We start from the raw sequence: 12,668 nt of genomic DNA, 5'->3' as shown, positions 1-12,668 counted from the left end.
AGTATTGATTGCTCAATAATTTGTTACTTGAATTAAACGTTGACGCTTGTATTGTGTTCAGTTTTCAAAGAACTTTTTATCGCAATCGCTCGTAAGCGACTTTCTTAATATAACATGCTGACTTATGAAAGTCAATAATGTTTTTTAAGTTTTTTTCAGCTGCTGAACTGTGTTTTTCAGCGGCGAGATTAAATATAACATGGTTTTTCATACTAAGTCAACACTCTTTTGATTATTTTTTTAAAATAGTAAAAGAACCCCTTTTATCTAAAGGAGTTCACCAGCTCACTTATTTGTTTTATAGGCTCTATGAAATATACCTTGGCCCTTCGTTTCTATACTTTCTACATTTAGTAAATGTTTATCAACCAGAAATTCTATAAATACCTCTAAGTCTACTGAGTAGATTTGAAGATCTGGATGCTCCATAATTTCACCGAACAGCCATGGATCCTCTTTTTGAGAAAGAACTTCTATTATATGATTACCACCTAGCTTTACTCGTGAATGAATTAAAAACTCACTTGCTAAAAATAAAAGTTCTAAACGCTTTTCTAGAGTTTCCTCACTTTCTAGCAATTCCACATAAAGTTTGTAGATTTGAGGATCTATTTGCTTAACTTGATTCCAAACAGTAACCTCCGGGTGAAAACCTTTTTCTATTACTGCTAATCTCGCCAAATGATGAAGTGCATGAATTACATTGTTATATGCATCTAGATACTGTTTATTGTCAAAGAACGCTTTTCCATCCTGGTAGCGTCGAATCAGTTTAGCAAATTCAACACCCATCTTAGCCTTTCTTTCCTCAGCAGGGAACTCATCTAGTTGTTTCTTTAGGTCCTCTATATAGTCATTTCGGTCAAATAGTACTTTTCCATTTAAGATCCAATCAATAACTTTTCGATTTGAACCTAACAGTAACCACTCTTTTAATTGATCCTCAACAACTGTATATAATGTTGCTTTGCCATTCTTATATTCATAGTGCTTAATAAAAAGCGGTCTTTCTGTTTCTTTAACAATTACTAAAAGGACAGTGTCAAATTGGTCAGTTTGCGGGAAAGCATCCTTTCCCTTCTCTATCATAATAATGCCTAGTGTATGAGAATGACTTGCTCGTTCTTGATAAATCGGTCGAAGTAAATCTTCCATTTTGATTTCCTCCATTCAAATCGTTCCGTATATATTTCGACACATAAAAAATAAAACCCTTCAAAATTCAGTGGGTTTATTTGTGAATCTTTTTTTATTTTTATATTAGCATTTTATATTGTATATTATATGCAGGAGGTTTTTTCTTATGGGTATAAAGTATTCGAGTAAAATTAACAAAATACGTTCTTTCGCTCTTGGCCTAATCTTCGCAGGATTTATTGTCATGTACGGAGGAATCTTTTTTAGATCGAATGTTGTTGTAATGACAATATTTATGCTTCTTGGTCTTTTATTTATTATTGCAAGTACTGTTGTATACTTTTGGATTGGCATGCTTTCTACTAGAACCGTTCAGGTTACATGTCCATCTTGTCAAAAGCCTACCAAAATGCTTGGAAGAGTAGATGTTTGTATGTATTGTAAAGAACCGCTTACACTTGATCCAACATTAGAAGGTAAAGACTTTGATGAAAAATACAATCGTAAAAACTTTAAGAGCTAATACATTTGCAAAAAAAAGCTGACATAAGTATATGTCAGCTTTTTTTAATGTGCAGTCTTCTTTTGGCAATCAAGACATGAGCCGTAAATTTCCATTCTATGATGACTTACTTTAAATCCTGTTACGTGCGCTGCTAGTGCTTCAACTTCATCTAAACCCGGATAATGGAAGTCAACAATTTTTCCGCACTCTTCACAAATTACATGATAGTGTTGAGAAGTAATGTAGTCAAAACGGCTTGAAGCATCTCCATATGTTAATTCCTTTACTAGTCCAACTTCACGAAAGACACGCAGATTATTATATACGGTTGCTACGCTCATATTTGGGAATTTACCTTCTAGTGCTTTATAAATATCGTCAGCAGTCGGATGACTCATTGAATTAATTAGATATTCTAATATCGCATGACGTTGCGGAGTAATTCTGACCCCTGTTTCTTTCAACGTATCAAGCGCTTCTTTCAAAAGATTGTCTGACACCGCCATGCACCTCTTTCCAACAAACATTCTTATTTTATAATCTTTATAATTAGTGTATATTGTGTTTACTGTTTTTGTCAACATTTCTATCATTACTATATGATTAATTACCCTTGTTTACGCTCATTTTTTATGATTTCTGAGAAAAGACAGGCTATTCACCTTTTTATTGATGAAGAGTCGGTTCTGACAAACCAAGTTGCAGATTCACATATCTTGCTGCAACAAACAAAAAGTCTGATAGTCGATTCAGATATGAATTCACAAGTGGATTGACATCTTCACCAATAGCCACTGCTCTTCGCTCTGCTCTTCTAACAATTGTTCTAGCAACATGTAAAGCTGAGCCCGCTTGACTTCCACCAGGTAAAACAAAGTTTGTTAAGGCTGGTAGTTTTTCATCCCATTTATCAATTGTTTGTTCCAAGAGTGTAATATCTTCTTCCGAAACCTTCCATTTAACTTCCTTACCAGCCGGCGTTGCTAATTCCGCACCAACATGAAAAAGGGTCGTTTGGATTTTTTTGAATATATCGCCTACTTCAACTTTCCCTTCGAAAGAAACCATATGTAAATGACTTACCGCCAAACCAATCATAGAGTTCGCTTCATCACATGTTCCATACGCTTCGACACGCAAATCATTCTTAGAAACCCTTTGTCCATACACTAATGAAGTAGTACCTTTGTCGCCTGTTTTTGTATATATCTTCATTATTAGTAACCTCTTTCCGGGTCAATTTTATTTATAAATTCAGTTCCACCTTGCTTTAAGATTGTAAAATTCCGATTAAAAATCTCAAATGACCGTGGTAAATAGTTATCCGTTTTACTTGAAATATGTGGTGTAACTGTAATTTTCTCATGTGCCCAAAACGGATGATCCTTTGGCAACGGTTCCTGTTCAAACACATCTAAAATAGCATGCGAGATTTTGTTTGTATTTAGTGCATGAAGCAACACTTCTTCTTTCACAAGGTCACCACGGCCAATGTTAATAAAAACAAGCTCATTCTTCATTACATTAAAATGTGATTCATTCAAGAGATATTTTGTTTCATTTGTACTTGGTAAAACCGAAACCAGATAATCCGCTGTTGAGCATATTGTATTCAGTTCCTCATACTTATACATTTGATCAACATATTCATGATCTTTACCACTTCGATTTAATCCAATTACTTTCATATTAAATGCTTTTGCGAGTCGAGCAATTTCGCCCCCAATTGCTCCAACACCTAAAATCCCTACAGTTTTGCCGTGTAATTCATCAACTGGTATTATCCCTAACCTGTTCCAGTTTCTATCCTGTTGCTGGGTTAAGAGCTGTTTATTCCTTTTGGCAATATGCAGCATCATGGATATTGTATACTCTGCCATTGGAATTTTATGAATACCTCGGGCGTTTGTCACAAGTACTCCCTTTTGCATGATTGCTTTAAATGGCATTAACTCTAATCCAGCAGACATCACCATAATCCACTTAAGCCTTTTTGCTTGTTCAATTAGTCCAGGAGTTAAATCTTCACCATATGTAATTAAAACTTCTGCTTTATCTAAGTCCTTTTTTGCTTCATCCATGCTCTTATAAAAGCTAAATTGATCACTAGGGTACATTTTCTGTATTTCCTGAATGAGGTTTGGTTCAGGCAGTAAAGTTGAAAGTATAAACATGAAACAAAACCCTCCTTTATTTATATAGTAACAACTCGTTGCTCCAGGTGGTAGTGCAAATTTTGCTTACATCAATCAAACCATAAACTCAAGATAGCCCACGTTTTCATTTTTCTTTTTTCAATTTACAGAAAAATAAAAAGGTGCGAGATCGCTCTCGCACTAAATCACTAACATCTGAGGAGGTATGCCCTACACTACAAGATACGTAGGTTTTAGAGTAAATGTATAGACGTTTGACTCTGTCTTTGTAAAATAGGCTACTTATTCAGTCCAGCGGAAGTATTTAATACCGATCACTGCTGACACTAGAAAGATTCCAGCCAGAATTGAAATATCAAGAAGTGAATCTGATGTAAATAGAGTACCGTTCCATCCATCTCTTAATACATTTACAACATACGTTAGTGGCACAAATGCAGCCAACTTTTGTAAAAACTCAGGATAGGTTTCTATGGGTAATGTTGCTCCCGATAAAAACATCATTGGGTACATGGAAATCATAGCGATTCCCAATGCAGTTTGCATTCGCTTTGTTAGACTTGATACGACAAATCCAATTGAAAAGAAAGTAATTGAGCAAAGAGTTAATGCAATAAAAAATTCAAACGCGTGCCCTGTTAAGTCAGATCCAAAACCAAACTTAGCAATTAACAGAATTTCAATTGCGCCCACATAAATAGCGATAAAACCTTTTAAAATTGTAGCGATAAAGATTGCACGTTGATCAATTGGGGTTCCCTTAAGTCGCTTGTATACTCCCTTTTCACGATCAATTACAATTTGTAATCCCATCGAGAAAAACGCTGTAGTAAATATAATAATAGCGATCATACTCGGAATATAAGCTTGAAAGTAATTTAAACCCTCATACGTATTCGATTCAAACATCATTCCAAATATAACAAAACTCACCGCGGGTACTATAAAGGTAAACAGTAAAGCAAGAGTTTCACGAAAAAATAACTTCATTTCCATTTTTGTATGTGTAAGTACTGATTGCATTTTTATTCCTCCTTTAGTTTCCTACTGCGTATTGTAGGTATACATCATCCATTGTTCCTACCCCATGTACTAACGAATCGATTAGATGATGAGGCTGGTCACAAGCAACAAGTTTACCTTTTTTTATAATGGCAATTCGGTCACAATGACGCTGCGCTTCATCCATGTAGTGAGTTGATAAAATAATTGTTTTACCTTCTTCACGGAAGGTATTGATACAACTCCATAATTCAAGCCTCGCTTGTGGATCTAACCCCGTCGTCGGCTCATCTAAAAAGATAATCTCAGGGTCATTTACTAATGCAAGTGCTAAAGAAGTTCGTTGCTGCCAGCCACCCGAGAGATTTTTTACGTACTTATTTAAGTAAGGTGTTAGCCCTAGAATTTTGATAATCTCTTGTAAATCTCTTTTCTTTTCATAATAAGAACTAAATAGGGTAAGGGCTTCCTTTACCTTAATCCGATCGTATAAAGCGGTTTGTTGAAGTTGAATTCCAATTTTTTGCTTGATGGCATTTGTTGCTTTTTCTACATTCATGCCAAGTACATTAACGGTTCCTGTATCAGGCTTTCGAATACCCATCATGATTTCTAAAGTTGTCGATTTACCCGCTCCATTTGCACCAATAATCCCAAGTACCTCACCTTTATTCACCTTAAGTGAAATTCCATCCACCGCTTTCACTTCTCCATAGCTCTTGCTTATATTTGAAAGTTCAATCACATGTTGATTCATTGTGTTTCCTCCTTCATTTCCTCTTTTCTTATCTCTATCATAGACAGCCAACCTTAACTGAATCTTAAGCGAACCTTATATCGTTATTAAGATTTAAAAAAGGCATAGCGATTTCTCACTATACCTTGGGTAACCTCATTATAAAGTTTGTTTTCCCTCGTTTTGGGGTTAGATCTATATTAATATTTCCCCCATGCATCTCGATGATTTTTTTCGTTATGGCAAGTCCTAAACCAGACCCACCATCATTCACTCTACTTTTATCACCACGAACAAACGGGTCAAATAAAGTAGAGGAAATATCTTTATCAATGCCAACACCATTATCACCAATTTCAAGAATGAGGGCTTGCTCATTTTTATTCAAAGATACATACACTTCTGTTTTGGATGGGTTATATTTGATTGTATTTTGAATGATATTTGAAATAGCTCGATAAAAAAGCTTTTGATCAAAGGAATATACGATTCTTGTAGATGGTATATCTACTGAAAGCTCCATCTCCTTCTCCTCAAATGCATCATAGTATTCAACAAGTACTTCACGTAAAAATTCAGCCAAATCCTTTTCTTCTCTATGTAACGGAAAATCAGGCGTATCCAACTTTGAAAACATAAAAAGTTCATCAATTAGTTCTGTTACTCTGACTGATTTATCATGTATATATCGTAAATACTTTTTAGATTGCTCTTCATCAGTAACAATTCCTTCATATAAGGCTTTCGAATACCCTTGAATTGTTGTAATCGGAGTCTTTAAATCATGTGAGATGTCTGCAATCATCCGCCTCTTGCTTTCTTCTAGGCGTGTTTTTTCTTGGTTCTTTTGTTCTAACTCCTCTGCCGTTTTCTTAAGGTTCTCACTCATTTCTTTATATTTTATAGATCCTTTAATGATAAAAGGCAATATACTTCCGCCAAACAAAGGAGCGGCTAAATTAATCAGTACATAATACTGCTCCGAAAGTACTGTTTTATATACAAGAAACAAACTAAAAACCGTGAAAAGGCCACAAACAACATACATCAAATGAACAGGAAGACGTACAATCTGATAACCTGTAATAAACACCATAAATATATACATCGGGTTATACATAAAGCCAAAATATAATATTACAGCTAGTTGAAGTAAGATTAGATAAATAGCAATAGTAGGTCTAAAAAAAGCTTGTCGATAAGCTATTACTAGAATTATCAATATTAATAGACCAATATAAAGCTTTGTTGATGTTTCCTGAAGTAAAAAGTAGAGTGGAATACAAATATTCGCAAGATATAATAAAGGAGTAAAACCTTCTTCCTTTGGAAAAATTCTCATTACAATCGCTTCCTATTTTTTTAGATTCTCAAATTTATAGCCTAAGCCCCTAATTGTTTTAATATAAACTGGTTGTTTCGGATTTCCTTCAATCTTTTCACGCAGCTTTGAAATATGTACATTAATGGTATTATCTTCTTCCCCACCAAAGTAATAATCGTCCCAAGCCCTTTCAAATATCTGTTGCTTTGTATATACCCTTCCAGGAGAAGCCATAAGTAATTCTAGTATTCTATATTCAATCTTCGTTAAAGTCACCTCGACATCACCTTTAAATACAGAATACGTATCTTCGTTAAGAGTAATGTCACCCACTTTTTTTTGACGTGACTCTTCTTGTTTTACAGGTTGGTCTGATATATAGTTATAGGTTCTACGTAGAAGAGCCTGTACCCTCGCAACTACCTCGAGAGGATTAAAAGGCTTTTGTATAAAATCATCTGCGCCTAAACCTAAGCCAAGGATCTTGTCATTATCTTCATTTTTTGCTGAAATAATAATGATAGGAATGCTTAGTTCTTGCCTTACTTTTTTTATAAGCTGGTAACCATTAATTGTTGGCATCATCAGGTCAACAAGTAGCAGGTCAATTTTCTGCTGTTGAATGACTTGTAAAGCCGCACTTCCATCATAGGCTTCAAGGATATGGTAGCCCTCTTTCTCAAGATAAAGCTTTAGTAACTCAACAATTTCCGGCTGATCATCGACAATTAATATTGTTCTTTCCACAAGCTTCCCTCCTCACCTGTGTCCATTTCATATTTCTTCCAGTATAGCAAGTTAGTAGATAAGTTTATAGTACAAATTGTCTACATATTTTTAAAATACAAATTAAAAAGCTGCCCCATTGGACAGCTCCTAACATAATTATTTTAATTCAGCTAAAATTTCTTCTATTTTAGCTAACTCAGATTGTAAACCGCCACCACTTAGGTACCATAGTGTACCATCTAGGTAAACGATACGCTTGTTTTTATAAGCTTGTGTTTTTTGAACAATTGCATTTTCCATATCAGTATCAATATTAGATTGCCCACCAGTTGCTGCCGTACGGTCAATTACGAATAATACTTGAGGGTCGAATTCTAGAAGTGCTTCAAAACCGAAGTTAGACCCGTGAGATGAAGATTCGATATTATCTGTAACTGGTTTAAAGCCATAGATGTCATAAATGTATCCGAAACGAGAGTTTTCTGCGAAACCAGCTAGTTTACCTTCGTTATACATTGTAACTAATGATGTTTCAAAGTTACCAGCTAAAGCCTTAATTTCTTCTAATGCAGAATCGAATTTAGCAAGGTACTCATCAGCTTCTTTTTCTTTATCGAACATTTTAGCTGCAGTATCTACAGATGCTAAAAATGTGTTCCAGTAATCATCCTGTGATGTACCAACGAATACTACGTTTGGAGTGATTTCTTTTAATTCTTCGTAAAATGGTGCTTGACGGCCTGAAATGAAAATAACATCCGGTCCAATTTCTGCAATATCCTCAAGTAACGGCTCTTTTAAAGTACCAACGTTCTCATACTCATCTGATCCATATTTTTCAAGATTTGAAGGTAAACTTGAGTCTTGAGGAACTCCAACTACTCCTTCAACACCAAGTACATCCAATGTATCTAAGAATCCATAGTCAAATACTACAATTCTTTCTGGCATTTTTTCAAAAGTTACATCTTCAAAAGCAATAGTTCCAGCTTCTTCAGTTTCAGTAGTTGTAATTGTTGGAGAAACAGTCATTGGGTAAGCGTGATTTTCAGTTGAACCTACCTCTTCACTTCCAGTCTTCTCGTTCGTATTATCTTTTGTGATTTCCTCGTCACTGCCACATGCTGAAAGCAATAATGATAAAGCAATAAATCCACTTGCTAACTTCCATTTTTTCATATGTATTCTCTCCTTTTCATCTCTCTTTATTAGAAATGATAATCATTATCATTGATAACTATTCTCATTATAGTCACCTCATTTTCATTCGTCAATACCATTTCTGAATATTTTCCTAACTTTTTTGAGAATGTTTCTCAAATAGTTACTTAAACTGTGTAGCTTCTATGACCTGCCATGTTTAGTTTTTGCCTTTTAATACTTTATTATCATAAAAAAAAACCTAGAGAACGTGATTCTCTAAGTCTTTTATCAAGTATTATGCGTGTGAATTAAAATAAACACAAATACGACAGCCATTCTGTTCTTGAATTGGAATATCCATATCATAAATTTCACGTAAAGCGTCCGAATTAATGATTTCATGGGTTGGCCCATTTTTTACAAGCTTCCCATCTTTTAGAGCAACAATACGATCTGAATAAACGGATGCGAAGTTTATATCATGCAATACAATCACAACTGTCTTACCCAACTCATCCACAAGCTTACGTAAAATCTTCATGATTTGTACGGAGTGCTTCATATCAAGGTTATTTAAGGGCTCATCCAGAAGAACATAGTCAGTATCCTGTGCAATAACCATCGCAATGAACGCGCGTTGTTTTTGACCACCTGATAATTCATCTAAAAACTTATCTTGAATATCAACTAAATTCATATATTCAAGCGCCTGATTTATAAATTTTTCATCAATGTCATTTAAGCGCCCTTTGGAATAAGGATAGCGACCAAAAGCAACAAGTTCACGAATCGTTAATCGCACATTAAGAAAATTGGATTGTTTTAAAATGGAAACACGTTTCGCAAACTCTGAAGACTTCCACTTCTTCACATTATCTTTATCTAGTAAAACTTCTCCTGTATCCGATTCTAATAAACGGCTCACCATTGAAAGAAGCGTAGATTTACCAGCACCGTTCGGTCCGATAAACGAAGTAATCGTCCCTGGTTCTATTGTTACAGATACGTCCTCTACAACAGGCTTTTTCCCAAAACGTTTTGTTAATCCTTTGATTTCAATCATCCTGCTGCCCTACTTTCTTTTAGTAATAAGTAAATGAAGTAAATACCTCCGATAAAGTTAATAATCACACTCAATGTTGTCCGTAGTTCAAAAATATGTTCAACAAGAAACTGTCCACCAACTAGTGCTATTATACTTATTAAGCTTGCACCTAAGATTAATATAGAGTGTTTATATGTGGTTAAATATTGATACGCAAGATTAGCTACGATCAATCCAAAAAACGTAATTGGACCAACTAGTGCTGTTGATGTAGCAATTAAAACAGATGATAAAATCAAAATATTCATAACCATGCGGTCATAATTGACACCAAGGTTCATTGCATTTTCACGGCCGAGTGACATAACGTCTAATCTACCCATGATCCTAAAGCCATATATAAATGCAGCCACTAAGATAGCAATAGCAATATATAGAAGCTCAACCTTTACATTACTAAAGGTAGCAAATAAACGACTTTGTAAACTTAGATACTCCACAGGATCTATTAACACTTGTAAAAATGTCACTAGACTTCCTAATAGTGTCCCAATAATCATCCCAATTAATAAAAGCAAATAAATTGGATGCTTATCTGCTTTAAATAGGAATCGGTATAAAAGAAGTGCAAATAAGACCATTGCAAAAATTGCTGCACCAAAGTTCAAGTATTTATTTAACACCCAAACTGACATAGACCCTGCGAAGAAGTAGATTACGGTTTGAACCACTTCATACATCGAATCAAGTCCCATAACCGAAGGTGTTAAAATCCGGTTTTGCGTAATTGTTTGGAATACAACAGTTGAGTAGGCAATTGCAATACCTGTTACAACCATTGCTGATACACGCATCATACGTCTTGGAAATGCGTACTCAAATCCACCTTTTATATCATAAAATCCATAAAGTAAAATACAAACAATAGAAATAACCGCTAATAAAATCAGTTTATGACTATTTCGCATATGCTCTCCCCCTAAACAACATAATTAAGAAGATCGCACTGCCTATTACTGCAACGGTTACGTTAACTGGTATTTCATACGGATGAACGATAACTCGACCTAAGATATCACAGATTAATAGAAATACTACCCCTAATGCTGCAGTATGAGGAATTGTCTTTCGAAGATTATCCCCAAGATATAGCGATACTATATTCGGTACGATTAACCCTAAGAATGGAATTACTCCAACAGTAAGTACTACTGTCGTTGAGATAATAGCAACAAGAATAAGACCAATATTTAACACGACCTTATAGCTTAAGCCTAGGTTTTTTGCAAAATCTTCACCCATACCTGCAACTGTAAATTTGTTAGCATACAGATAAGCTAAAATAACGGCTGGTATACTTACATACAACAACTCATAACGGCCAGCAATTACTAAAGTAAAGCTACCCATTAACCAAGACGAGATGTTTTGAAGAAGATCTGCTTCATATGCAAAAAACGTCGTGATTGATGACAAAATGTTTCCGTACATTATACCGATTAACGGGACGAATATGACATCCTTAAACTTAACACGATCTAGTATTTGCATAAAAACAAAGGTTCCAGCTAAAGCAAAAGCAAAGCTAAAAATGATTTGTTGCGTATACGTAACATTCGTAATGAATAACATAGAGATTAAAATCCCAAGTTTTGCTGCGTCTAAAGTACCAGCAGTTGTTGGTGAAACAAACTTATTTCTACTCAAGCTTTGCATAATTAATCCTGCAATGCTCATTCCTGCCCCTGCTAGGATAATCGCCATTAATCGCGGAACCCGACTTATGAGGAATATTTGAGTCTCATCTGACTCCCAGTCGAGTAAATCCATAGGCGTAATATCAATTGCCCCAATGAAAAGGGACACAAATGACAGGACAATTGCTCCGATTATTAACATCCATAGTCTCATTTGAAGTCCTCATTACTTTATTATTCTACGTATATAGCAATTGAAAACGATTATCATTACTAATACGATTTCATTATATATAAAGAAAAATCTAAAATCAACCCAGAAAGGCTGATTGGGAAGATTTATAACTAACAGTCTTTTAAACCTGTAGACTACTAAATAATAGAAGATTTTAGTCGATCTTCCTATGAGATATATCACACTAATTGAAAAAGCCCGGATTCTTTTAGAATCCGGGTGCTTATTAAAGACTATTTTTAATAAATTCTAGCGCTTCCTCTACGTGACCTTTTACCTTCACCTTTCTCCAATCCTTTACTAGGACTCCGTCTTTATCGATTACAAAGGTTGAACGCTCGATTCCCATATATTCTTTACCAAAGTTCTTCTTAAGCGTCCACACTCCATAATCCTCTGCAACCTTGTGTTCTTCATCAGCTAAAAGCAAAAACGGCAAATCATACTTATCAATGAATTTCTGGTGGCGATCTAACGGGTCTGTGCTAACACCGAGAATCACCGTGTTCAAATCTGCAAAGCTTTTGTGCGCATCTCTAAAATCACAAGCTTCTGTCGTACAACCAGGTGTCATATCCTTTGGATAAAAATAAAGAACAACATGCTTTCCACGAAAATCCACTAATGAAACTGTCTCACCATTACTCGCCGGTAATGTAAAATCTGGTGCTTTTTGTCCAACTTCCACTGTCATGATAACGACCTCCTTCTATATATATAGGGTACAAAAAATGGAGGGGTTATACAAATTATTGCTATTTTGTTTTAAGGTATTGTGCATATACTTCCTTCATATACACTAGATGATTAAATTAAGGCACTACTGTCATTCAAAACATAGTTTACCTAAAGTATATTTCTTTACTTCTAGGGCGATTAGATCCCTCCTTATCGACCGAAAATCGTAACTCCTCTTTGTCTGGGGCGATTAGGACACTTCTTATCGACCGAATACCGTA

The 12,668-nt window shown here is 35.1% G+C and carries 14 protein-coding genes; 1 reads left to right on the top strand and 13 read right to left on the bottom strand.

Annotated features, from left to right (window positions below):
- Positions 1–285 precede the first annotated feature (285 nt).
- Positions 286–1,155, bottom strand: coding sequence for a nucleotidyltransferase-like protein (locus AB3M96_RS08480; protein ID WP_412967150.1), 870 nt, complete (start codon positions 1,153–1,155; stop codon positions 286–288).
- A 148-nt stretch (positions 1,156–1,303) separates the two neighbouring features.
- On the opposite strand from AB3M96_RS08480, the gene AB3M96_RS08475 reads away from it, so the two are divergent.
- A complete protein-coding gene (locus AB3M96_RS08475; protein ID WP_412967149.1) occupies positions 1,304–1,660 on the top strand; it encodes a YgzB family protein in 357 nt (118 codons plus the stop codon).
- 44 nt (positions 1,661–1,704) lie between these two features.
- Here the strand turns inward: AB3M96_RS08475 and perR are convergent, their stop codons facing one another.
- The 12 genes from perR to bcp all read right to left on the bottom strand — a co-directional run bounded on the left by perR (position 1,705) and on the right by bcp (position 12,403).
- On the bottom strand, positions 1,705–2,148 hold the full coding sequence (gene perR / locus AB3M96_RS08470; protein WP_412967148.1) for a peroxide-responsive transcriptional repressor PerR: 444 nt from the start codon (positions 2,146–2,148) through the stop codon (positions 1,705–1,707).
- A 160-nt stretch (positions 2,149–2,308) separates the two neighbouring features.
- Entirely contained in the window at positions 2,309–2,857 is a 549-nt protein-coding gene (locus AB3M96_RS08465; RefSeq protein WP_412967147.1) for a cob(I)yrinic acid a,c-diamide adenosyltransferase, read from the bottom strand.
- A 2-nt stretch (positions 2,858–2,859) separates the two neighbouring features.
- Positions 2,860–3,816 carry a D-2-hydroxyacid dehydrogenase gene (locus AB3M96_RS08460; RefSeq protein WP_412967146.1) on the bottom strand — a complete coding sequence of 319 codons (957 nt, stop codon included), beginning with the start codon at positions 3,814–3,816 and terminating at the stop codon, positions 2,860–2,862.
- A gap of 264 nt (positions 3,817–4,080) precedes the next feature.
- Positions 4,081–4,821 carry an ABC transporter permease gene (locus AB3M96_RS08455; RefSeq protein ID WP_412967145.1) on the bottom strand — a complete coding sequence of 247 codons (741 nt, stop codon included), beginning with the start codon at positions 4,819–4,821 and terminating at the stop codon, positions 4,081–4,083.
- Positions 4,822–4,834: 13 nt separating this feature from the next.
- Positions 4,835–5,557 carry an ABC transporter ATP-binding protein gene (locus AB3M96_RS08450; protein WP_412967144.1) on the bottom strand — a complete coding sequence of 241 codons (723 nt, stop codon included), beginning with the start codon at positions 5,555–5,557 and terminating at the stop codon, positions 4,835–4,837.
- 118 nt (positions 5,558–5,675) lie between these two features.
- Complete coding sequence (locus AB3M96_RS08445; protein ID WP_412967143.1) at positions 5,676–6,878, bottom strand: sensor histidine kinase; 1,203 nt, start codon at positions 6,876–6,878, stop codon at positions 5,676–5,678.
- Between the two features lie 12 nt (positions 6,879–6,890).
- Positions 6,891–7,607, bottom strand: coding sequence for a response regulator transcription factor (locus AB3M96_RS08440; RefSeq protein ID WP_412967142.1), 717 nt, complete (start codon positions 7,605–7,607; stop codon positions 6,891–6,893).
- Between the two features lie 138 nt (positions 7,608–7,745).
- Complete coding sequence (locus AB3M96_RS08435; RefSeq protein WP_412967141.1) at positions 7,746–8,768, bottom strand: siderophore ABC transporter substrate-binding protein; 1,023 nt, start codon at positions 8,766–8,768, stop codon at positions 7,746–7,748.
- A 259-nt stretch (positions 8,769–9,027) separates the two neighbouring features.
- Complete coding sequence (locus tag AB3M96_RS08430; RefSeq protein ID WP_412967140.1) at positions 9,028–9,795, bottom strand: iron ABC transporter ATP-binding protein; 768 nt, start codon at positions 9,793–9,795, stop codon at positions 9,028–9,030.
- Entirely contained in the window at positions 9,792–10,745 is a 954-nt protein-coding gene (locus tag AB3M96_RS08425; RefSeq protein ID WP_412967139.1) for an iron chelate uptake ABC transporter family permease subunit, read from the bottom strand. The genes AB3M96_RS08430 and AB3M96_RS08425 overlap by 4 nt, the downstream gene beginning before the upstream one ends.
- Positions 10,735–11,688, bottom strand: coding sequence for an ABC transporter permease (locus AB3M96_RS08420; RefSeq protein ID WP_412967138.1), 954 nt, complete (start codon positions 11,686–11,688; stop codon positions 10,735–10,737). The genes AB3M96_RS08425 and AB3M96_RS08420 overlap by 11 nt, the downstream gene beginning before the upstream one ends.
- Before the next feature lie 247 nt (positions 11,689–11,935).
- Entirely contained in the window at positions 11,936–12,403 is a 468-nt protein-coding gene (bcp, locus tag AB3M96_RS08415) for a thioredoxin-dependent thiol peroxidase (protein ID WP_412967137.1), read from the bottom strand.
- Positions 12,404–12,668 lie beyond the last annotated feature (265 nt).

Origin of the sequence: Ferdinandcohnia jepli, assembly GCF_047246645.1 — a bacterium.
Taxonomy (GTDB): Bacteria; Bacillota; Bacilli; order Bacillales; family Bacillaceae_L; genus Ferdinandcohnia.
The sequence above is the reverse complement of the archived record's forward strand: the minus strand, read 5'-3'. Positions and strand labels throughout refer to the sequence as shown.

Coding starts and splice junctions, on each gene's coding strand:
- AB3M96_RS08480 (WP_412967150.1), bottom strand. CDS start 1,155: ATGGAAGATTTACTTCGACCGATTTATCAAGAACGAGCAAGTCATTCT.
- AB3M96_RS08475 (WP_412967149.1), top strand. CDS start 1,304: ATGGGTATAAAGTATTCGAGTAAAATTAACAAAATACGTTCTTTCGCT.
- perR (WP_412967148.1), bottom strand. CDS start 2,148: ATGGCGGTGTCAGACAATCTTTTGAAAGAAGCGCTTGATACGTTGAAA.
- AB3M96_RS08465 (WP_412967147.1), bottom strand. CDS start 2,857: ATGAAGATATATACAAAAACAGGCGACAAAGGTACTACTTCATTAGTG.
- AB3M96_RS08460 (WP_412967146.1), bottom strand. CDS start 3,816: ATGTTTATACTTTCAACTTTACTGCCTGAACCAAACCTCATTCAGGAA.
- AB3M96_RS08455 (WP_412967145.1), bottom strand. CDS start 4,821: ATGCAATCAGTACTTACACATACAAAAATGGAAATGAAGTTATTTTTT.
- AB3M96_RS08450 (WP_412967144.1), bottom strand. CDS start 5,557: ATGAATCAACATGTGATTGAACTTTCAAATATAAGCAAGAGCTATGGA.
- AB3M96_RS08445 (WP_412967143.1), bottom strand. CDS start 6,878: ATGAGAATTTTTCCAAAGGAAGAAGGTTTTACTCCTTTATTATATCTT.
- AB3M96_RS08435 (WP_412967141.1), bottom strand. CDS start 8,768: ATGAAAAAATGGAAGTTAGCAAGTGGATTTATTGCTTTATCATTATTG.
- AB3M96_RS08430 (WP_412967140.1), bottom strand. CDS start 9,795: ATGATTGAAATCAAAGGATTAACAAAACGTTTTGGGAAAAAGCCTGTT.
- AB3M96_RS08425 (WP_412967139.1), bottom strand. CDS start 10,745: ATGCGAAATAGTCATAAACTGATTTTATTAGCGGTTATTTCTATTGTT.
- AB3M96_RS08420 (WP_412967138.1), bottom strand. CDS start 11,688: ATGAGACTATGGATGTTAATAATCGGAGCAATTGTCCTGTCATTTGTG.
- bcp (WP_412967137.1), bottom strand. CDS start 12,403: ATGACAGTGGAAGTTGGACAAAAAGCACCAGATTTTACATTACCGGCG.